The organism is Algoriphagus mannitolivorans DSM 15301 (genome assembly GCF_000429425.1).
GTDB classification, from domain to species: Bacteria; Bacteroidota; Bacteroidia; order Cytophagales; family Cyclobacteriaceae; genus Algoriphagus; species Algoriphagus mannitolivorans.
Genome location: NZ_KE386902.1, coordinates 354,709 through 378,343, shown reverse-complemented (window position 1 = coordinate 378,343; position 23,635 = coordinate 354,709). Strand labels below are relative to the sequence as shown.

The 23,635-nt window shown below is 43.1% G+C and carries 12 protein-coding genes; 9 read left to right on the top strand and 3 right to left on the bottom strand.

The annotated features are described in order from the left end of the window. Positions 1–88 precede the first annotated feature (88 nt). Positions 89–2,710, bottom strand: coding sequence for a M1 family metallopeptidase (locus G458_RS0118645; RefSeq protein ID WP_051287441.1), 2,622 nt, complete (start codon positions 2,708–2,710; stop codon positions 89–91). Positions 2,711–2,779: 69 nt separating this feature from the next. On the opposite strand from G458_RS0118645, the gene G458_RS0118640 reads away from it, so the two are divergent. From G458_RS0118640 to frr, 3 genes are all read left to right on the top strand, one after another. Beyond that, positions 2,780–3,274 carry an acetyl-CoA carboxylase biotin carboxyl carrier protein subunit gene (locus G458_RS0118640; protein WP_026953248.1) on the top strand — a complete coding sequence of 165 codons (495 nt, stop codon included), beginning with the start codon at positions 2,780–2,782 and terminating at the stop codon, positions 3,272–3,274. Between the two features lie 216 nt (positions 3,275–3,490). Next, a complete protein-coding gene (gene pyrH / locus G458_RS0118630) occupies positions 3,491–4,198 on the top strand; it encodes a UMP kinase (protein WP_026953247.1) in 708 nt (235 codons plus the stop codon). 14 nt (positions 4,199–4,212) lie between these two features. Next, complete coding sequence (gene frr, locus G458_RS0118625; protein WP_026953246.1) at positions 4,213–4,773, top strand: ribosome recycling factor; 561 nt, start codon at positions 4,213–4,215, stop codon at positions 4,771–4,773. Between the two features lie 75 nt (positions 4,774–4,848). Here frr and G458_RS0118620 read toward each other — a convergent pair whose 3' ends face one another. Continuing rightward, on the bottom strand, positions 4,849–6,039 hold the full coding sequence (locus tag G458_RS0118620) for an ATP-binding protein (RefSeq protein ID WP_026953245.1): 1,191 nt from the start codon (positions 6,037–6,039) through the stop codon (positions 4,849–4,851). 456 nt (positions 6,040–6,495) lie between these two features. On the opposite strand from G458_RS0118620, the gene G458_RS0118615 reads away from it, so the two are divergent. Continuing rightward, on the top strand, positions 6,496–8,712 hold the full coding sequence (locus G458_RS0118615) for a carbohydrate binding family 9 domain-containing protein (RefSeq protein WP_026953244.1): 2,217 nt from the start codon (positions 6,496–6,498) through the stop codon (positions 8,710–8,712). A 66-nt stretch (positions 8,713–8,778) separates the two neighbouring features. Here G458_RS0118615 and G458_RS0118610 read toward each other — a convergent pair whose 3' ends face one another. Then, positions 8,779–11,442 (bottom strand): DUF5686 and carboxypeptidase regulatory-like domain-containing protein, encoded by a 2,664-nt coding sequence (locus G458_RS0118610; protein ID WP_035468472.1) that lies wholly within the window; start codon positions 11,440–11,442, stop codon positions 8,779–8,781. 489 nt (positions 11,443–11,931) lie between these two features. Between G458_RS0118610 and G458_RS0118605 the strand changes: the two genes are divergently transcribed. The 5 genes from G458_RS0118605 to G458_RS0118585 all read left to right on the top strand — a co-directional run bounded on the left by G458_RS0118605 (position 11,932) and on the right by G458_RS0118585 (position 23,634). Beyond that, positions 11,932–14,925 carry a SusC/RagA family TonB-linked outer membrane protein gene (locus G458_RS0118605; RefSeq protein ID WP_026953242.1) on the top strand — a complete coding sequence of 998 codons (2,994 nt, stop codon included), beginning with the start codon at positions 11,932–11,934 and terminating at the stop codon, positions 14,923–14,925. Between the two features lie 19 nt (positions 14,926–14,944). After that, complete coding sequence (locus G458_RS0118600; protein ID WP_035468470.1) at positions 14,945–16,435, top strand: RagB/SusD family nutrient uptake outer membrane protein; 1,491 nt, start codon at positions 14,945–14,947, stop codon at positions 16,433–16,435. Between the two features lie 65 nt (positions 16,436–16,500). Beyond that, positions 16,501–19,788, top strand: a complete 3,288-nt coding sequence (locus G458_RS0118595) for a VCBS repeat-containing protein (protein WP_026953240.1) — start codon at positions 16,501–16,503, stop codon at positions 19,786–19,788. After that, entirely contained in the window at positions 19,775–20,335 is a 561-nt protein-coding gene (locus G458_RS0118590; RefSeq protein ID WP_026953239.1) for a hypothetical protein, read from the top strand. Before G458_RS0118595 ends, G458_RS0118590 begins: the two co-directional genes overlap by 14 nt. Then, on the top strand, positions 20,332–23,634 hold the full coding sequence (locus G458_RS0118585) for a VCBS repeat-containing protein (protein ID WP_026953238.1): 3,303 nt from the start codon (positions 20,332–20,334) through the stop codon (positions 23,632–23,634). The genes G458_RS0118590 and G458_RS0118585 overlap by 4 nt, the downstream gene beginning before the upstream one ends. Position 23,635: the final 1 nt, after the last annotated feature.

Sequence of the window (23,635 nt, the reverse complement as noted above, 5' to 3'; positions counted from 1 at the left end):
ATAGCCTTTTATCAAAGTATCAAAGGTTAGGTTCTAAAAAAGATTAATTTTTCAAATCATTCAGGCCAAGATTTTAATTATCAACCGATTAATTTTCTTCGGAAAGAATCTCCAGGTAATAATTGAAGTAATTTCTCGCCGTTTCATCAGCCTCTTTCCTGGCTATCTCCCGAATTTTAGCCACTATCTCAGGGCTATCCACAAATCCCATCAAGGCCTGAAATGCCCCAACTCTTAAATAACTCTGGGTCTGAGTCTGCATCATTGATAATAATAAATCGGTTGCTCTGCTTGCTCCCTCCTCAGGAATTCTGCTGAAATACTCCCCAAAATACCCCAGAAAATAATACAAGCCTTCTGCACGAAGCACTGAAGCTTTCTCAAAAAACCAGGACCCTTTTCCTCGAACCTGATTCTCCAAGTAGTATTCAGCCACTGGAATAACCATTCTGAAGTTATTCTCAGACTCAAATCTTTCGAGCTCAAGCGGAGTAAGGCTTCCTTCAGAACCTGCCACCAAACCCGCTAAAGCTGATCCCGCCACATAGAAGGAAGGATCATTGACCAAGCGCTTGAAAACTCCCTGATATTTCTCGGCATCCCAGGAATTCATCAAATCCAAAGCAGATGATCTCACTGAATTTCTCGGATCGTTCTCGGCAATATTCAGGATTAAATCTTCCACTGAAATTTTTTCTCCCCAACTGGGATCATTCTGAAGAAAAACCAAGGCGCTTTCTCTTACAGACCAAAAAGAATCCTTCAAAGCCAAGGGTATTGCTTCTATCAGCAACTCTTCATTTCCAGTCGAAATCAAGCTGTCCAGGGCCTCATATCGCCCTACGCCCAACTGGGACTCTTTCAACTGTCTCAGATAGTATTGCGGAGTGGTTATTTGACTTCTTCTGGCCAATAGGTTTTTTCTTTCATCCAGATAGACCTGATTCACGGGAAGCTTATTCTGCAAGCTGAATTGCTGGAAAGTCTGATTCACAAAAAAAGTTTTCGATTCCCTTTTCCCCTCCACATACCAGCTTACTTCCAAAGGAAACTGAAAAAGCGGGTTTGATTTTAAATCTTGGGCTTGGACCACCGAGATCAAAATATCCTCCGGCTGGGAATAATCCACTTCTAAAAGCAGCTCTGGATGGCCCTTGTCCAAAAACCACTGATTGAAAAACCAATTCAAATCCTGTCCGGTGACTTCCTCAAATGCCATTCGGAGATCATGTACTTCCACAGATTTGAAGGCGTTTTTGGTGAGATATAAATTTAAGGACTTAAAAAAAGCCTCATCTCCTACCTGCTTTCTGAGCATATGCAAGATCACTCCCCCTTTGTTGTAACTGTGGGAATCAAACATGTCCTCACTGTCCTGATAATAATATCGAATCAGATTCTTGGCCTCTCCCTCAGCTTCCGCAAAGTAGCCTTCCATCTCTGCCACCAATTTCAAGGCAGCTTCATCTTTCCCATACTTATACTCATTCCATAAGTATTCACTGTAATTGGCAAAAGCCTCATTGAGCGTAAGATTTGCCCAGGACTCGGTGGTCACCAAGTCGCCAAACCATTGGTGAAACAGCTCATGGGCGATGATATAATCCCACTCGGAATCAATTGCCTCCCGCTCGTCCATCAATAGGTTTTCCATAAAAATGGAGGCCGTGGTGTTTTCCATGGCACCGGACACAAAATCTCTTACTACTATCTGATCATATTTAGGCCAAGGATAAGCTACACCCAGTTTGTCTTCAAAAAATCCAATCATCTCGGGTGTGTTCCCAAATACCTTCTTCGCTCCTTTTTCAAAACCTTTTTCTACATAGTATCCCAGAGGAATATTTTTGTAAGCATCCTCCACTTTGACAAAATCCCCGATGGCAATCGCAGCTAGGTACGGTGCATGCGGCAAAGTCATCTCCCAAGAATCTTTTCTCAGACCATTTCCAAGCTTCTCCTGATGGACCAGTCGACCATTACTCACCGTCACCAATGTATCCGGAACTGTCAGTCGGATTACCTGGGTCATCCGCTCATTGGGTTGATCTAAAGTAGGAAACCATTTACTATTGTGCTCGGTCTCGCCTTGGGTCCAGATCATGCTTGGCTTCTGAGGAAGGGTGTCCAATGGATCTATAAAATATAGTCCTTTGGTATCGGTGATCGCCTGAGAACCAGCTCTTGAATTTTTCTCCGGAAAAGCCCTGTAATTTATTTCTACCTGAAATGTATCTGGAGCTGATAATTCCTCAGGAAGATAAATGCTCAATTTTTTCTCATTGTATCCATAATTAGCCTTGACGGGATCTCCTTTTTTTCGGAAATAAACTGCGCCCATTTCGAAGTCTTTGGCATCTAGCACAAGCACTTTTTGAGAATAGAAATAAGGCTTGAGCGTCAGATTTGCCTTTCCGATCACGACTTGATTTTCCCAATCAAAAGCCAAATCAAGTTCTGTATGAATCAAATCAAAGTTTCTTGGCACGCTGGCACGGTATCCTGCAATTTCGCCTTCCTTCTTTCGGATCAGGCTGAGTATCTCCAAAGTATCCTGAGCGCTCAAAGCAGTGCTATTTTCGACAGGCGGTTGACTTGAAGATCGAGTGCTTGGCTTCTCTGATTTACAGGCGGAAATAATCAGGATTAATAAGAGAAATGGGAAACTTTGAGTGGAGAATACATTTTTTCCTTTGTGGGTAGCACGCATTTGTTTCATATTTGGAAAAACTTTGAAGGAATCCTTTCGAAGAATTATTTTGACCCCAAAATAGCAGTAATGTTTTCAGTTAACCTTAAAGAAAGCACTTTTCAAGTCCAAAAATCCGGAGATTCCATCTTGGTCAACGATCAGGGATTGGACTGGGACTTGAAATGGATTGATGAGCGAACCATTCACCTCATACGAGGAAATGAATCCAAAGTCGCCGAATTAATCTCTTTAGATCGTGAAACCAAATCCATTCGGATCCGACTGGGCTATCAGGTAGCAACTCTTTCCCTGAAAGACCGATTTGACCTTCTATTGGAAAAAATGGGAATGAGTGCCGCAGGTGCAGGAGCGGTCAAGGACATCAAAGCTCCCATGCCCGGATTAATTCTTGACCTTAAGGTCAAGGCGGGAGACGAAGTCAAAAAAGGCGATGTGGTCTTGATTTTGGAAGCCATGAAAATGGAAAACATCATCAAAGCTCCCGGAGATGGAATTGTAAAAGATGTCAAAGTCTCCCTCAAACAGAGCGTGGAAAAAAATCAGGTTTTGATTCAGTTCTAATTGGGAATCGAATCCATCATTCAGGTTTTGGACTGCCACATTTTGGTATCAATCTGTCTCTAATTTGATTTTCATTCTAGCATTCTGACCTGAAGAAATTATATTTGTCGGATTGTTGGCGCTCCCTTGCGGAATTCCCGATCAATTTTGGAAGTCATTCCACCCAAAGAAACCCTTTCAAAAGAGGAAAAAACTTTAGAATCAATACGCCAATCCATGAAATACAAAAGAATCCTCCTAAAACTTAGTGGAGAAGCCCTAATGGGTGAAAAAAAATACGGGATCGACTCTACCAGACTTCAGCAGTACGCTGACGAAATCAAAAAAGTAAAAGATCTGGGAGTAGAAATCGCCATCGTAATCGGAGGAGGAAATATTTTTAGAGGTGTCCAGGCGGAAAAATCCGGAATCGACCGTGTACAGGGAGATTATATGGGAATGCTGGCTACCTTGATCAACGCCATGGCTCTGCAAAGTGCTTTGGAGCAAAACGGAATGTTTACCCGACTGATGTCCGGAATCAAAATCGAAAGTGTCTGTGAGCCTTTTATCCGCAGAAGAGCTATTCGACACTTGGAAAAGGGCAGAATCGTAATTTTCGGAGCCGGCATTGGCAACCCTTATTTCACTACAGATTCCACGGCTGCTTTAAGAGCCATCGAAATTGAATCGGATGTAGTTCTCAAAGGAACCCGGGTGGACGGGGTTTATACTGCAGATCCGGAAAAAGACTCCTCCGCTACCAAATATCAAAACATCACATTCACTGAGGTCTATGAGAAAAACCTCAGCGTCATGGATATGACAGCATTTACCCTTTGCCAGGAAAACAACCTTCCGATCATCGTGTTTGACATGAATAAAGCCGGAAACCTCAGCAAATTGGTCCTTGGTGAAGAAGTTGGAACATTGATCACTGCATAACTCGCCCTAAAATCATGGAAGAAATCGAATTATTCTTAGACGAAGCCAAAGAACTCATGCAAAAAGCGGTGGATCACACCGCCTCCGAACTGGTAAAAATCCGCGCAGGCAAGGCAATGCCTAACCTTCTGGACGGCATCATGGTGCAATATTACGGAGCTGCTACTCCACTCAATCAGGTGTCATCGGTGACTACTCCTGATGCGAGAACTTTGGCCATCAAACCTTTTGAAAGATCCCTGATTTCTGAAATCGAAAAAGCCATCATCAATTCTGATTTGGGACTGGCTCCTCAAAACAACGGAGAAATCATCATCCTGACCATTCCTACCCTGACCGAAGAAAGACGGGTTCAACTGGTGAAGCAGGCCAAACACGAATGCGAAAACGGAAAAATCTCCATCCGCTCAGTCCGCAAAGACACCAACGAATCTTTGAGAAAACTTCAAAAAGAAGGTGCTTCAGAAGATGAGATCAAAAGAGCTGAAGACCAAGTTCAAAAGTTCACCGACACTTATTCTGCTAAAATCGACGAGCTTCTCGTCAAGAAAGAAGCGGATATCATGAAAGTTTAAAGCTCTTGTGTTTACAAATTCAGCCACTTCCAAAAAGAAGTGGCTTTTTTATTTCTAAATCATTCTAACCAAAAATCAGTATAGAAAGCCAAAAAGCCACAGAGGTATTTTATTTCGATGCCCTATTTCAATCCCATCAGCGGCAATCTGAATTTCCATATTATCTGAAGAGGAAAGAGATTTGTTTTTACCCCCCACTTCAAACAACCATTTTTGGTCAATCAGAAAATCTCCTTTTTTAGGCAAGGTGACCTGATGGCCATAGGAAAGTTGATTTAGAAAAAACGTTTCTCTCAGATTACCCTCATTGATATTTTGGCCCAAAGCAAAGGCTAGATTGGTGTTTTCTAGGTAAAGTTTCTCAGGCTTCTGAAGCAGGGAAATCCCCTTTGTGTCGGAATAAAGATTTGCTGTAATCTTAGATTCAGCCAGATAATTTAAATAAGTCAACAGAGTGGTCCGATTTAGACCGATTTTATCACTTAGCTTACTCACATTGGGAATAAAGGGGACCGAATCGGCTATGATCCCTAGGAGTTGTTTGATTTTGGGTAAATACGCGACATCAAATTTTCGGAGCTGTGGGAGTTCAATCTCCAGAATCAGATTAATGATTGCCCGAACCTGGGAATCATACATCTCCTCAAATTCCCTGTAAAAGGGATAATACCCTTTCGCTAGGTAGGTGGAGAAATACTCGAATGGCCTCACATTTTCCAGTATTTTGGGGGCAATGTCAGCATGTTGCTCAATGATAGACTCAAGAGAAAAAACCGGAAAATCCAAACCTGCCTCAATTTTCAAAAATTCACGAAATGACAATCCATGCATCTGAAAAATTAAGGCTCTTCTGCTCAAATCAGCCCGAGAATTGAGAATTTCTAGAAGAGAGGATCCAGTGAAAATAACTTGGAGCTCTGGATTGAAATCATAAATGTTTTTAATCTCCTGAGACCAATTCGGGTACTTATGAACCTCATCCAAAACCAATAATTCCCCCCCTTTTTTGGAAAATTCTTCTGCTAATTCAAATATGGAATTCGAGGCAAACCAAATATGGTCTAAGGAAACATAAAGTGCTTTATTTTCCTTCCCAGAGAAATTCTTTTTGATATGTTGAAGAACCAAAGTGGTCTTACCCACTCCTCTTGACCCCATTATTCCAATCAATCGATTTTCCCATCTAACCTTAGGTTCCAAACTTCTTACGAAATCCAAACTGGTCTTTAGAAGTAGTTTCCGATATAATTCAACAAGCTGATCCATAAAATCAAAACTAAACAAGAGACATATTGCTTACTTTACTAAGCAAAATTTAAGAATTATTGTTCATTGTGATAAACATTTTTTCTTACCAAGACTTTCCTAATCCAAAAGGGCACATTCCGACTCTCCAAAAATTGAGCTTCATGACTCGTAAATCACAAATGAGGAAAAAGTCTTGAGAAGCAGTCTCATCATTAGGGTTTGTCAAATTGAAAGTATTTTGAGACAGTCTCCCTTTTAATCCTTAAAATTAATATTGAAGACAGATGCTTTCCCAAAAAATGGTCCGGCTCCTTAATAGCATCCCTTCTCGAAGGCCACGACCAGTTTTACTCGCAATATCCGTAACAGGTTATCCGAGGAATACCCGATCTCAGTGTAATGCGGGGAATTTAAATACCTACCACTGATATAAATTCCCATTTCCCTACTCCAGAAGTAGGCTAATTTTGTATCATGGTAAGGAAGATTTTATTTATCCTGAGTTTCAATTTGTTTTTTGGCAGTCTCTCTGCCCAGGAAATCCAATTCAAAAGAGTCAACAGCCCCATTGAAATCGATGGTGTGATAGAGGACGCATGGGCAATGGCAGATTCAGCATACGATTGGATGCAATATTTTCCTTTCGACTCTTCCTTGGCGGTCAACCAATCTGTAGCCAAGGTCCTATTTGACGATAAGAATATATACATCCTAGGTGTGATGTATAGTGATAAAAAGGAAAAGGATTACGTCACTCCATCCTTGCGCAGGGATTTCAGAGGATCAGCCAATGATAATTTTACGGTCATCTTCGATACTTTTCAAGACAGGACCAATGCCTTTACCTTCGGAATCAATCCTTTTGGTGTCCAAAGAGAAGGCCTTGTATCCAATGGTGGAAGCGGGGAAAGCTCTTTCAGTCTGGAATGGGACAATATGTGGGTAGGTGAAGCCAAACAATATGATGGCTACTGGGTAGCCGAAATGTCTATTCCATTTAATACCCTTCGCTTCAATGAAGACCAAACAGAATGGAATATTAATTTCTACCGAATAGACAGTGAAAGTGCTGAAAGATCCACTTGGGCACCTATTTCAAGAAACTTCACCTTGTTTAATCTTGCCGCTTTAAGAGTCGCAAACTGGGAGGAACCCACCAAGAAAGTAGGGAAAAACCTCTCTTTTATCCCTTACTTGTCAGGAAATTCGAGTAAAAATTTTGAATCCAATACCGCAACCAAATCTGGGCTTAGCGCTGGGTTTGATGTCAAATATGGAATTACCCCGGGATTGAATTTGGACCTAACCGTAAATCCGGATTTTTCTCAGGTAGAAGTGGACCAGCAGGTCACCAACTTGGACAGATTCGAAATTTTCTTTCCAGAGCGACGACAGTTTTTCTTGGAAAATGCTGATTTGTTTTCCAATTACGGGAATAGAGGAACCAGACCTTTTTTTAGCAGAAGAATTGGAGTATCCCGAGATGAAAGTACCGGGCAAAACATAGAATCCACCATCCCATTTGGAGCGAGGATCAGTGGAAAGGCTAATGACAATCTAAGAGTGGGTGTACTGAGCATGCAAGTGGCAGATGATAAGGCTGCAGGTTTACCTTCCTACAACTATTCCATGGTTTCTCTTCAGCAAAAAGTTTTTGCCAGATCGAATATCTCAGCTTTTTTAGTGAACAAACAGACTTTCCAAAACCCGAAAGAGTATTCCGATAGCTTATACAATGAGTGGGATAGAACTTTTGGGGTGGATTATAATTTGGCTTCTGAAGACAATCGGATTACCGGCAAGTTCTTTTACCACCAAAATATCAACCAAGCCAAAGTCGATAGTGCCTTCGCCGCTGGAATAGAACTACAATATAGCGTCCCCAAATGGTCCTTGGATATGAGGGCTCAGGCGGTAGGTGCGAACTATGCTCCGGAAGTTGGATTTGTTCGGAGAACCGACATTCAACAACTAGCCATGACCTACCGGAGGAGTATCTTTCCTTCCAGTGGCGGAGTACAGCGACACGGCCCAGGCTTAGATTTCGATATAGTCGGCAATGATACTTATGGCTTTCTCGATTGGGACATGAATTTTCTTTATGATATCAATTGGAAGTCATCTGCCCGATTTTCTCTTCGGCTAAGAAGACAATACACCTATCTATTTAACGGCTTTGATCCGAGTGGAACAGACGGCCTACGATTACCTGCGAATACAGAATACACCAACAATTTGTTTATAGCAAGATATGAGTCTGACGAGAGAAAGAAAGTTTCTTTTAATCTAAGTACTCGATCAGGTCAATATTTTAACGGGACACGAATCAATTTAGAAGGGGGTGTTCAGTGGAGATATCAGCCGCTAGGTTTTACCAGTATAGATTTCGCGTACAATCGAATCAGACTTCCACAGCCATATAATAGCTCAAACTTGTTTTTAATTGGACCAAGATTCGATTTCACTTTCAGCAAAGAGCTCTTTTGGACCACCTTCGTCCAATACAATAGTCAGATCGATAATGTAAACATCAACTCCAGGCTTCAGTGGAGATTTGCGCCTGTGTCTGATATTTTCTTGGTTTACACTGATAACTACTTGGCGGAAATGAATCCGGATGGGTTTATCGAGTTTGGAGGTTCTAAATCCAGGGCTATCGTATTTAAAATGACCTATTGGCTAAATCTGTAATCCGTATTTAGGAAAGAATAGGCTACTCATTTTTACTCCATTTAGACAAATGCCAATTGGGTAGCCTCAGTCCTCAAAATTAATATTGAAGATAGTTGCGATCCCAAAGAGAGGACCAGCCCTTAAAAAGTCCCCATTTTCAAAAGCCACTCCCAGCTCCACCCGGAAAATCCTAAACAGGTTATCCAAAGAATATCCGATTTCTGTGTAATGCGGGGAAGTTTCGGTTTTCAGGTAATTGACAAAAACATTTTCTCTCAAACCAGAAAATCTCAGCATGGGCAACTGGGTGAATAAGAATTTTCTAAACTGATAGTGCGCAATCCCGGAAACGAAGGAAGTTGAAGTGCTGTATCGGTAATAATCCATCAGTCGGTAATTGGATGCAGGTCCGAAATTCGAAAATAGGGTCCTATTGCCGCCAAAATGCTTGAAATCCGGAAAATAAACCCTGCCATGGGTCAGGAAAGTACCGGCATTGAGCTTGACATCGAGCTTGCCACTGACTCCAAAGCTCCAGTCATGCTCCAGTCCCATTTCCAACAAATCAAAATCAGATGCATTCCGTCCAGAGATCAAATGGGGAATGGCCTTCTGGTAGGAAAAGGTCACCAGCGGGGATCGGGAAAAATTCGGGGTTTTTCTACCATCCCGGATAGTGTAGGTCAACCCCGGTCTCCACTCAGCAGATGCAGAAATCTTGGCGATTTGATGATCCTGAAAACTCAGGCCATTCGCCTCCACATTTCCAGGTCTGTTGGAGGAATAATCCCGCTCCGGCTTGTTGTAGAAACTATAATCCGAAGTATTGAAAAGTTCCCTTCTTTGCGCATAGCTCAGGTTTAGCCGATAGGTAAACCCATAATTGACCCGATGAAACCAATAGCCTTGGACAAAATCCTGTTCGTATAATTTCATATAGTTTCTCCTCACAAGGAGGGAATACAAAGCATTAACTTGCTCATTGATTGGATTCTGATTATTGAATTGGTAAATGAATCTTCCCCCTTCAATCCCCCATGTCTGTCCAGAAGTTGGCTGGGTATGGGCCCATCTGAAATTTACTTTCCCATAAAAACGCTGGCTGGATAACCCGTACCGCAGCTCTGGGCGGATCGTGAAACTTTTGCGGTTGACATTCACACTGTCTGCCAGCTTTTCTTCTTCATATTTTCTATAGAAAACCCCAAGTCCGACTTTCCAACCTTCCACTGTATTGAAGGAGAATTTTGTCAAATTCTGGCTAAAGCCTATCGTCACACCTTTCCCAAAACTGAAATTTTGACCAGTCAAAAAGTCCAAGGGCTGGTACTTCCTTCTTGCTTTTTTGGCAATCGAGTCCACTTCACTCATTTTAGCAGCCTCCACCGTAGCCAAGCTATCATCCCTTTGGTATCCTTGAATTTCTTTTAAAGTAAGAGGAACTGGCCGGATGCTATCCCAGTAGGCCAAGCCTCTCTTTTTAGCCAGAGAATCCACGCTGTAATAGCGCTCAGCCACCACTGGATCTTTTGCCCTAGCTTTTTCTTCCTCCATCATTTCCTTTTCGTATTGATTCAGGAGTTTGCGGTATTCTTTTCTGGTTTTGGGTTCTTCGGTAGCCAGCTGCTCCAAAGCTGAAATTGATTTATCTACCTTCAACACACCTGAAGGGATCTCCTGAACTTTTTCATCAATAATCTCAGGCACATGCGCCAGATCTGGATTCAATTTGAGGTCATACTCCCGGGTAGAAGCCAAGTATTTAAATTCTCCGGCAAAGCCAAAAATCTTCCCTCCAAAGGTGTAGGTATGGGTCAAAGGCATCCAGACATTTTCACCGACGGGAGCATACTGTTGCCTTGCGGTGATTTCAAACCCCAACAAAGAAGTCTTTAGGTCCAGACTATGAATAGCCCATAGCCCTTCGATTATATAGATGTACCCTTCAAAAACCTGTTCTCCTCGGGACCGTGGAGTGACCCGGATTTTGCTGACCAAGACATTTTGGTCAAAAAAGCTGCCTTCATAGCGAAATTGATAATACTGGAAGGCATACCGGGAAAGTGGAGACACTACCCCATTGATCTGATCTTGGTAAAAGGAGGTTTGAATATAGGGAGCCGGGGAAGTTCCTTGATTATCGCCGTTGGTGCGGATGGAAATCACTTTTTCCTCCACCTTGTCTGGTAGGGAAAATTTAATTCTGGATACAGACTCGGAAGTATAAGCTTCGTTCAGCTTCATCCCCTCTTCTTCCAGTTTTTTTCTCAGGAAAAAAGGGGCATCTGTTAGCTGTCCAGTACCCTTTAGGTAAACAGTCATGGAATATTCCTTCAGTTGAAGCCGATGATATTTGGCTTTTGCGATGGCCTTTCGCATGATGGTCAATGCCGGGTCTTCTGCTCCAGCCTTGACTTCCACCTCACTGAGAGTAAATACCTGCGGCTCCAAGGCAAAATCCAACTCGATCCATTGGTCTCTTATTTCCAGCGTATGCAATTGAGATTTATAGCCTAGGTATTGAATTAGAACATCATAAAATCCCGGTGCCAGTCGGTATTCAAACAGCCCGTTTTCATTGGTGGGAACTCCATCCTCCAAATTGCGGATGTAAACAGAAGCGAAGGCCAAAGGCTCGCCTGAAGTTGTTTTGACTTTTCCTCGAATTCCCTGTCCCAGTACCACGGAAATACTTATCCAAAAGACTATAAAAAACAAAGCGGATTTTTTGAAAATGAAAAGGCGCATGGAGTTGGTTAGTTGCTTTATTATGGGATGCTAAACGTTAAAAAAATGTTGCAGGGTTGTCATTAAATATAACATCCAGAAATTTATGTAATATCTATACAAGGGATTGTTAATTATTATCAAATAGCTTTAACGAAAAACTTCAACAAGAATAAATACTTGACCATCCGACTTCTTTAATTTTTTTAAAAAACTCCAAAACACGCTGTATGGCGAGTTTTTCAGAAAAGCTGAAATTTTCAATTAATTAATAAAAATTGATTTTTTTAAGATTCTTTAAACGGAAAACGTTTTCCGTTAAATATTAGGAATCAAAATCAAATTTTGAATAATTAATCGTTAAAATAAGGTTAATTCTGTTGAGAATAGATTTTTCAGGGGTGGAATTCAGCATTTGTTAATAATTGCAAAATTAAAATTTAAGCCTGACTTTAGGTTTGAAATTAAGTACTCATACCTATTTCGCTTTTTCAAAAAACAAAAAACCCTATGAGAAATTATTTACCAAAACTCAAGTCGTTGATGCTTGCGTTGGTGCTTATGCTGGGCACTATCGCATTCGCCAATGCCCAAAGCCGTACCATCTCAGGCACAGTCCTGGATGCAGGTCTTGGAGACCCTGTACCGGGTGCTACAGTTCTTGTCAAAGGAACGACACGCGGAACAGCCACTGATCTGGACGGGAAATTTACCCTCCCACTTCAGCCTGGCGACCAAGTATTAGTGATTTCCTTCGTGGGCTACCTTACCCAGGAAGTAGAAATCGGTAACCAATCCAACATTACCATCAACCTTCGTGAGGATGTTCAAAGCCTCGAAGAAGCGGTGGTAATCGGTTATGGTTCACAGGACAAAAAAGAAATTACCTCTGCAGTAGTAGGCGTAAAGCCTGAAGACTTCAACAGAGGTAACGTGACCAACCCTGCTCAGTTGCTTCAAGGTAAAGTAGCAGGTCTATCCATCACTCGTCCAGGTGGTAACCCAAACAATGCCTTCAACGTGCGTTTGAGAGGTCTTTCCACTTTCGGAGCTAACTCCTCCCCTTTGATCGTATTGGATGGTGTGATCGGTGCTTCTCTTGAAAACGTCGATCCAAATGACATTCAGTCCATTGACGTATTGAAGGACGGTTCTGCAGCTGCTATTTACGGTGCAAGAGGTTCTTCGGGTGTTATCTTGATTACCACTACTAAAAGAGGTAAAAAAGAAGGCACTACCAATGTGACTGTGAATTCATTCGCCACTCTTGACCAGGCTACCAACCTCATTCCAGTGCTTTCTCCTGAAGAATTTGTTGCCAGAGGTGGAACTGACTTCGGTAGCAGAACAGACTGGAGAAATGAATTGATCTCCGATGCTTTGTCCTACACTACCAACGCCAGTGTATCCGGTAGCTTCGGAAATTCAAACTACATGGCTTCTGTCAACTACCGTGATAACAACGGTATCGTAAATGGAGTAGGAAATGAAAGATTGAACACTCGTTTGAATCTTTCTCAGGGAGCATTGAACAACAGATTAAGATTCAATGTCAACCTATCATTCACAAACGTGGATTCTGAATCTATCAATGATGCAGCATTCCGTTATGCTACCATCTACAATCCTACTGCTCCGGTATTTGAAAATACCGAGACGGCACAAAACAGATTTGGTGGATATTTCCAAAGAGATTTGTTTGACTTCTACAATCCAGTAGCTCTTGCCAGACAGCAAAAGTTTATCGGCGAAACAAAAACAGCATTGGTTTCTTACAGAGCTGAATTTGACTTGATGCCTAATTTGACTTTGTCAGCTCAATATTCTCAAGACAGAAGAAATACCCTATCTGGGGCATTCTGGTCCTTGCAGGATTTCCAAGTAGGCCTTGGTGCTACTGGATCTGCTCAGAGAAATACATTTGACAGAAAGCAAAGAATCTTCGAATCTACATTGAGATACGAAACTGATCTTTCCGACAAGCTTAACTTGACTTTGTTGGGTGGTGTTGGATTGCAGTACACTACAAATCAAGGATTCAATGCAAGAGTACGTCAATATCTATTTGACTTAGGCTGGAATAACTTGGGAGCTGGTGCAATCCGCGTGGGTAATAACACAGACGTTTCTTCTTTCGCAAATGAAGATCAGTTGAACTCTGCTTTCGGTAGAGCTAACTTCAACTGGGACAATACTTTCTTCTTTTCTGCTTCTGTGAGAGCTGAAACTTACTCAGGTTTCGGTGCTAACAACCAAACTGGTGTATTCCCAGCTGTTTCCATTGGTTCTGACTTTACGCAGATCTTCGACATGGGCGTATTCAACCAATTCAAGCCTAGGGTTTCTTACGGTGTAACCGGTAACCTTCCTCCATCTCCAACCTTGGCTTTGGGTGTGTTCGGTAACGGTAACAGAATTGACTTGGATGGTGATCCATTGACTCAAAATGACATCTTCGTAGGCATCAACCAGTTCTCCAATCCTAACAAGGACTTGAAGTGGGAAACCAAAAAAGAATTCAACGTCGGTGTTGACTTTGGATTGATGAATGGAAAAATTACCGGTAGCGTGGACTACTACACCAGAAATATTTCTGACTTGTTGTTCAACGTTCCAGTTGCAGCGGGTGCTCCAAACCCATTTGATCCAGGACGATTCAACACAGCAGGTTCTACTTGGGTAAACTTGGCTGACTTGAGAGCCGCTGGTTTTGAATTCTTGGCTACTGTAAACCAGATTGGAAAAGGTTCTTTGAAGTGGACTCCTACCGTAAACTTCACCATCTATGACAAAACCACCATCGAAAGCTTGTCAGCGGGTGAACTAGGGTTCGAAGAATTGAGATTTGCTACTCCAGGTGCTCCTGGTCAAAATAACAACCCAATCATCTACAACAGAGTAGGTCAGACTTTGGGTGACATTTACGGTCCAAGATTGAATGGCTTGACTGAAAGCGGACAATACATTCTTTCTACTACAGATCCAAATGAATTTGAAAAGCTAGGTAACGGTTTGCCAAAAGGTGAATTCGGCTTTGCCAACAGCTTCATGTGGGGACAGTGGTCTTTGAATGTATTCCTTAGAGGAGCTTGGGGACATGATCTGTACAACTCTTACAGAGGCTTCTATGAAAACGGTGATCCAGGATCAAACACTTGGAACTCTGTCATCACAGACAAAACTCCAACCAGCCCATTGGTATCTTCCAGCCCTACCTTCAACAGCTCTTATGTAGAAGACGCTTCTTTCATCCGTTTGGACAACATGGAATTGGGTTACAATTTGAAAACCAATTCTCCTAATTTGAGTTCTCTTAGAGTGTATCTAGCAGCCCAAAACCTATTTACACTTACAGGTTATACAGGTATCGATCCTGAGGTAAGAACAAACGACTCCGAAAACGGTGATGCGTTTACTTCAGCACTTTCTCCAGGTATCGAGCGTAGAAATACTTACTTCCAGACTCGTTCATTCACTTTGGGTGTAACTGTAAACTTTAAATAACCAGTTAAATCATACAGATATGTTAAAATCATTCAATAAAATCTGCTTGATGCTTCCTTTGGTATTTGCCATCGGAGCATGTCAGGAATTGGAGCAAGAGGTACTAGATGGGGTGACAGCAGAGGATATAGCCAATAGCAAAAATCCCAACTTGGTTAACGTACTTAAGGCTTCAGCTTACTCCCGAATCGTTGGTTCTTGGGGAGGTCATAATAGTATTTGGTCCATTCAGGAAGTATCTTCCGACGAAATGGCAATCCCTCAAAAGGGCGCTGACTGGGAAGATGGTGGTCAGTGGATCAGAATGCATCAGCACAAGTGGAATCCTTCCGAGGAATCTTTCAACAACTCTTGGGCTTATTGCTACAGTGCCATCGGTGAGATCAACAACTTGTTGATTCAATATCCGGATGTAGCTTCTTTGAACGCTGAATTGAAAGTGTTGAGAGCCTTGATTTACATGTGGTTGATCGACAGCTTCGGAAACGTGCCGATCATCGATGAAAACACCACAGGTGGAAACCCTACCAATGCTACAAGAGCTCAAGTGTTTGCTTTCATCGAGAAGTCCATCAAGGACAATATCGCCTTGCTTCCTGAGACAAGCTTGAAGCAGAACATCAACAAAATGACTGCTCAGGCAATGTTGGCCAAGCTTTATTTGAATGCCGGTGTTTACACAGGTACTACCAAATGGGCTGAGGCAGAAGCAGCAGCTGACGCAGTGATCAACAGCGGTAAGTATTCTTTGACCTCTAATTTCTTTGCGAACTTCTCTGAAAGAAACAGCGGATCTACTGAGAATATCCTAACCCTTCCTTACGATCAAAACAATGCAGGAGGATTCAACTTGGCACAAATGACCTTGCACTACCTAAGTCAGCAGACTTACAACCTGCAAGATCAGCCATGGAACGGATACGCATCTTTGGAAGAGTTTTACAACAGCTTCGACGCCAATGATTCCCGTAAGAAATCCTTCATCGAAGGACCTCAATTTGCTGCAAACGGAACGCGTCTTCTTGACATCTCCGCTGAAGCAAATGATCCGGATGGACAGCCTCTTACCTTCACTCCTAAAATCAACATGCTTTTCCCTAACGCTTTCCGTCAGGCAGGTGTAAGAGTAGGCAAGTTTGAATTCGCTAATGGAGCTGCATCTTCCCTAAACAATGATTATCCATTGATCAGATACGGTGAAATCATCCTAATCAAGGCAGAAGCTGCTTTGCGTCAAGGTAAAACTGCTGTGGCCTTAAACTGGGTCAACTTAATCAGAACCAGAGCGAACATGCCAGCATATACTACAATTACTCTTGACGAGCTATTCGCAGAGAGAGGTAGAGAAATGTTTGCTGAGGCCACCAGAAGATCTGACCAAATCCGTTTCGGAAAATGGAATCAGCCATGGTGGGAAAAAGGACAGTCTGAAGCTTTCAGAGCCTTGTTCCCAATCCCTCAAAATCAAATCAATGCCAACCCTGCTCTGAAGCAGAACCCTGGTTATTAATTGATAGAATCTATATTTGTAAAAGGAAGTGTGCTTCGGTACACTTCCTTTTTTTTACACAAGTTTTGAAAAAACTATTCCTATTTACAGCATCACTTTTACTTCTCTTTTCCTGCGCAAAAAGAGAACAGGAGGACTTTACACTTTTCAAACTAATTGACCCCAAAGCCTCCGGAATTGACTTCCGTAATGATCTAAGCTATACCGAAAAGGTCAACCCATACACCTTCCGAAATTTTTACAATGGAGCTGGAGTCGCCTTAGGCGATATCAACAATGATGGCCTGATTGATATCTTTCTGGCCAGCAATCAAGGCAGCAACCGATTATACCTCAATCAGGGAAACCTGAAATTTAAAGACATTACCGACGAGGCAGGATTGAACTCCACCGGATACTGGTCCACCGGCGTAAGCATGGCCGATGTCAATGGAGATGGACTTTTAGATATCTATGTCTGTAAATCCGGACCTTTAGGCGGAGAAAAACGCCACAACGAACTCTTCATCAACCAGGGAAACCTGAGCTTCCAGGAGAAATCTAAAGAATATGGACTGGCAGAAACAGGCCTGAGCCAGCATGCAGTTTTTTTTGACTACGATAAAGACGGAGACCTGGACATGTATCTCCTGAGCAATTCAGGACGCTCGGTAGGGATCTACGACCTAAGAGAAGGACAGCGGGAAATTCGCGATCCCGAAGGAGGAAATAAGCTCTTTAGAAATGATGGACAAAAATTCACAGACGTATCTGTGGAAGCAGGAATTTATGGAAGTGCCATTGGCTATGGTCTTGGAGTGACCGTCGCTGATTTGAATGAAGATCATTGGCCCGACCTGTATGTCTCCAATGACTTTTTCGAGCGGGATTACCTATACCTCAATAATCAGGATGGTACGTTTACCGAGATTTTGACCGAAGTGCTTCCCGAAATCAGCATGGGATCCATGGGTGCCGATATTGCCGATCTTGACAATGATTCCCGCCCCGATATTTTTGTCACGGAAATGCTACCCGCTACTTGGGAACGCATCAAAACCAAAACTCCATTTGAAGAATGGGATAAATATCAGGCCAATATCAAGTCAGGCTATCACCATCAGTTTACCCGAAATACCCTCCAAAGAAATCTGGGATTCAGACCTGGATCCAAGATGCCGGTATTTGCCGAAGTATCCAGACAAGCAGGGGTTGAGGCCACGGATTGGAGCTGGGGAGCTTTGATCTTTGATGCAGATTTGGATGGATTGAGAGACATTTTTATCGCCAATGGCATCGTCAAAGACCTTACCGATTTTGACTATGTGGATTTCTATGTCAACAATCAAAGCAAGGTGGCAGAATATCGGAAGGATTCCGTACTGCTGACCAAAATGATCGACGAATTCCCTTCCGAGCCTCAGCATAATTACTGGTTCAAAAATCTCGGAAACTGGAAGTTTGAAAACCGTGCTGGGACTTCGGGCTTGAATGAGGCAAGCTTTAGCTCAGGAGCTGCCTACGGAGATTTGGATAATGACGGAGATTTGGATTTGGTGGTCAATAACCTGAACGGATTGGTCTCCCTATACCAAAACCAACTTGCCGAAACCCAAAAAATCAATTTTCTGACCTTGGACTTGGGAAATTCATTCGGGGCCAAGGTTTGGATTTATGCCCAGCAGGACCAGTATTTTCAGGAATTCCAGCCAGTCAAAGGCTATATGTCTTCGGTAGATTCCCGTCTTCATTTTGGCTTGGGAAGTCACACCTCGTTGGATTCACTCCACATTCTTTGGCCTGACGGGACTTTTACCCGGCTTCAAAACGTTCCTTCCAACCAAATTCTGAAGCCTAAAAAAGAAAACCCAATCCCTTCAGCCAAACCTCTGAACCCAGACTTCAATCCCCCATTTGTCCTATCTGGCATTCCGATTCCCTTTCGACATCAAGAAAGCGATTTTGTGGATTTTGACCGGGATCGGTTGAGATTCTGGATGATCAGCAACGAAGGTCCCAAAGCCGCCAAAGCCGATGTCAACGGGGATGGTTTAGAGGATATTTTCATTCCGGGTGCCAAAGGCCAAGCTTCTGCGCTGCTTTTACAAAACTCCAAGGGTGAGTTTGTTTCCCATCAAAAACAGATGTTTGAATCCAGTGCGCTGTCGGAGGACATATCTGCCTTCTTTTTTGATGCCAATGGGGATCAGATCCCAGACCTTTTGGTGGCCAGCGGAGGAATAGAGTTTTCTGATTTCTCTCCCACCTACCAAGACCGGCTTTACTTGAACGACGGAAAAGGAAACTTCACACTTTCCTCTCAGATCTTTTCAAGCTTGCCAAGCTCCTTTGCCCTATCCTATGACTGGGATCAGGACGGAGATCAGGATTTGATAATCGGACAAAGGGCTGTTCCCTTTGGATACGGAATCCCTGTGGGGGTGGAATTTTGGGAAAATGACGGGAAGGCCAACTTTACAAATATCAGTAAAACCCTTGCCTCCGAGCTATCAGAACTCGGGATGATTACCTCAGGAGCTTTAGAAGACTTGGATGGAGACCAAATCCCGGAGCTGATTCTCGCAGGTGAATGGATGTCCATTCGGATTTTCAGCCTAGCAGAAGGAAAATTCACGGAGAAAACTCAAGCTTTGGGATTCCAATCCACTCACGGACTTTGGAATGCCTTAAAGGTCCAAGATATCAATGGGGATGGAATGCCAGATATCCTTGCCGGAAATTGGGGGACAAACTCAAGAATAAGAACCTCCTCCATCGCTCCACTTCGAATGATCATCAATGATTTTGATCAAAATGGATCCCTGGAGCAAATTCTGGCATTTGAGAACAATGGGGAAACTATTCCCATGGTTTTGAAAACAGCCCTGCTTAAGCAGATTCCATCTTTGAAAAAGCAATTGACCACTTATGCTGCCTACAAAAGCATGCCTTTGGAAAAGCTTTTTCCTGCCTCCATTTGGGCAAATTCCTTAATTTTACGTGTGGATTTATTGGAGACTACTCTATGGATGAATCAAGGAAACGGAAGGTTCACCCAAGCTTCCCTTCCAGTCGAAATCCAGTCCTCCCCAGTGTATTCCATAGAATTTCTGAAAGACTCCCAAGGCCAATCCTATTTGGTGTTTGGGGGAAATCAAAGCAGAATCAAACCTGAAATGGGTTCGCAAATGGGAAGCTATGGATGGGTGCTGAAGGCAGAAGAAAATGAAAAATGGAAAGTACTTCTTCCGGAAGAAAGTGGATTCTTCGTTCCGGGGGAAATCCGGAGTATGCTCCAAATTAAATCCGGAGAAAAGTCCAAATTAATTACAATTAGAAACAATGAAACACCTTTGGTTTTTGAAATACACTAGTGTTCTGGCAATCTTGGTTCTCTTTTCCTGCAAAACAGAATATGAAAAACTGGAGGAAAGGGAGTTAAGCTCTGGCAAACAAGTGAATGAACTCTTTCTGGGCTTAGAATTAGGAATGACAAGAAAAGATTTCTTCCAAACTTGTTGGGACCTCAATAAGCAAGGCCTTCTTACCAATGGCCCAACGGAGCTATCTGTGGAATATTCCCCTAAAATGCCCTCAGGAAATACCGCAAAAATGCGCTTCTATCCCAGATTTGAACAGGATAAAATCTACCTCATGCCTATCGAATTCCAATATGAAGGCTATGCACCTTGGAATGAGGAACTGAATGTGGATAATCTAAGGGATGATGTCATTGCTTTATTCGAAGAATGGTACGGCCCGGGATTTTTGGAAGTCAGCAATGAGGACAAAACCAAAGTGGTATTCGTCAAGATGGACGGTAATCGCCGCATCCGCATTTTCAAGAAAACCCTCGCCATCGTACGGGTAGAAATCTCTGATCTGCCGGTTCAAAAATCCCTTAATCAGGAAGAGTCATGAGAAAAATCTATGCCTTCCTTCTCCTTTCGGGCCTTCTCGCCTCCTGTTCAAAATCCCAACAGGAAACCCCTACCCTTTTTCAAGAAATCAGCCCAGAGAAATCCGGAGTTGGTTTCAGAAATGATCTTGGCTTTGACGAGGAGTTTAACATTTTCACCTATCGAAATTATTACAACGGTGGCGGTGTAGCCTTGGGAGATGTCAACAATGACGGGCTGGTCGATATTTACCTTTCTGCCAACCAAGGCCCCAATAAACTTTACCTCAACAAAGGAAATCTCCAATTCGAAGACATCACGGACAAAGCCGGAGTAGCAGGCACGCGTGCTTGGAGTACCGGGGTGGCCATAGCAGATGTGAACGGTGACGGGTTTTTGGACATTTATGTCTGCAACTCCGGGGATGTGTCAGGAGACAACAAGCAAAATGAGCTTTTCATCAATCAAGGAGACGGTACTTTTCAGGAAAAGGCAGAGGAATATGGCTTAGCTGATCAGGGATTTTCTACCCACGCGGTATTTTTTGATTATGACAAAGACGGAGATTTGGATGTGTATCTCCTGAACAATTCCTACCAGGCGATTGGCTCTTTCAACAAAATGCAGAATGAAAGACCCAAAAGAGACCCTGTCGGAGGTGATAAACTGTATAGAAATGAAGGCGGGAAATTTGTGGATGTCAGTGAGGAGGCAGGGATTTATGGCTCGATCATCGGGTTTGGCTTGGGAATTACCATCGGGGATGTCAATCAGGATACCTGGCCGGACATCTTCATTTCCAATGACTTTTTTGAAAAAGACTATCTCTACCTAAACAATCAGGACGGGACTTTTACCGAAGCTTTGGAGTCCCAAATGCGCTCCATCAGTGCCGCTTCCATGGGAGCGGATATTGCAGACATGAACGGAGATGGCCTTCTCGACATCTTCGTGACCGACATGCTTCCTGAGCCTAGCACCCGGCTCAAGCAGGTGACCACTTTCGAAAACTGGGATAAATTCCAGTTCAACAAACTGCATGGGTACCATTACCAGTTTTCCAGAAATATGCTTCATGTGAACAATGGCAATGGAACATTCAGCGAAGTTGGAAGACTGGCCGGCGTCGAAGCTACGGACTGGAGCTGGGGAGCTCTGCTATTTGACATGGACAACGACGGCATGCGGGATATTTTCGTGGCCAATGGAATTTATCAGGACATCACTGATCTGGACTACCTGAACTTTATCGACAACGAGGAAACCAAGATCAAAATCATTACACAGGACGGGGTGGATTACCGGGCACTCATCGATCCGATTCCCGTAAATCCGGTACCCAACTATGCCTATAAAAATCTGGGAGACCTGAATTTCAAAAATATGGCCCAGGAATGGGGCTTGGGCAAAGCCATTCATTCCAATGGAGCTGCCTATGGAGATTTGGACAATGACGGAGACCTCGATCTGGTAGTCAATAATGTGAACCAATTTGCCCAGATTTTCCAGAATCAATCCACTACCCTCCTTCCGGAAAATCAGTGGATCCAGTTCTCTCTCAAAGGAAAAGGCCAAAATACCGGAGCGATTGGTACCCAAATCCTCGCCAAATCAGGAAATCAGACTTTTTACCTAGAGCAAATCCCCAACCGTGGATTCCAGTCTTCCATGGATCCTAAATTGACCTTAGGACTGGGAAATGTCAGCAAGCTGGATGAGATCAAAATCCTCTGGCCTGACGGTAAATTCACTGAATTGAAGAATGTTAACTCCAAGCAGGTACTAGAACTGAGTTGGGAAGAGTCTGGAGATTTGCCTCCGGGAACCTCCTTTTTCGACAAAATCTCCACTACTCCGATATTCAGTCTGGAGACTGATAAACCTTTGGATTTTGTCCATCAGGAAAATGAATTTGTGGACTTTGACCGGGACCGTCTGACCTATCACATGCTCTCTACCGAAGGTCCGGCCTTTGCCAAAGCAGATGTGAATGGAGACGGATGGGAGGACTTGTACTTTGGAGGCGGCAAAACCTATCCTGGGAAATTATATCTCGGAAAAAATAACGGAAAGTTTGTACCCAACGAGCAAAAAGCCTTTTTGGAAGATGCCATTTCGGAGGATACAGATGCTGTTTTCTTTGATGCAGATGGTGATGGGGATTTGGATCTATTTGTGACTTCCGGGGGCAATGAATCCGGTTTTGGCTCACCAGATCTAGCCGACCGCTTATACATTAATGACGGGAAAGGAAATTTCTCCAAAGGGTTTTCCACCGGAATGCAGGGCGTGTTTGGCTCCAGCTCAGTCGTCGAACTTCTTGACATCAATGAAGACGGAGCCTTGGACCTCTTGGTAGGAGGAAGATTGGTGCCTTTTACCTATGGAGCAAATCCTGATTCTCAGCTTTGGATCAATGACGGAAAAGGAAATTTCAAGGAAAAATCCGCAGAACTTGCTCCTGCTCTCAAAGGACTCGGAATGGTCACCGATGCCAAAGTCAGTGATTGGAATGGAGATGGAAAATCCGATGTGATCCTAGTGGGTGACTGGATGGCTCCCGTAATCCTGGAAAATAGAAACGGAAAACTGGAAAAGCTTGAAATCCCGCTTTTGGAAACCCTAAAAGGCTGGTATCAAAGTCTTGAAATCGCCGATCTCAATCAAGACGGCAGGCCGGATTTCATTTTGGGTAATCACGGAAAGAATTCCAGATTCCGAGCAAGCCTGGAAAGTCCGATCACTCTTTTCCTCAATGACTTTGATCAGAATGGCGCCATCGAGCAAATCATGACCAAAAGATCCGGAAATGCAGAAATTCCTTACACGCTCAAGCATGAATTGGAAAAGCAAGTTCCGGGAATTAAGAAGAAATACATAAAATACACCGACTACAATCACCAAAGCCTGACAGATATTTTCCCTCAGGAAGTAGTCGGAAAATCACTCACCAATTCAGTAAACAATCTGGAGTCAGGAGTAATACTAAATTTAGGCAATGGAAATCTGGAGTGGAAACCTTTTGGCTCCATGGGGCAGAAAACCTGGATTTATGCAATCCATGTGGCAGATTTCAACAAAGACGGTAAGCTGGATATACTGCTGGGAGGCAACCTAAGCGGAGCCAAACCTGAAGTCGGTAAATACGATGCAGGATACGGGGAAATTCTACTCGGTAAGGGTGATGGAAGCTTTGAGTACTATCCTAATGCAATTCACGGCCTGAACCTAAGTGGGGATATTCGGGCGTTTTCCATGCTGGGCACCAACCAACTCTTGGTGGTGAAAAACAATGCTCCTGCTGAAATCTGGAGGTATTGAA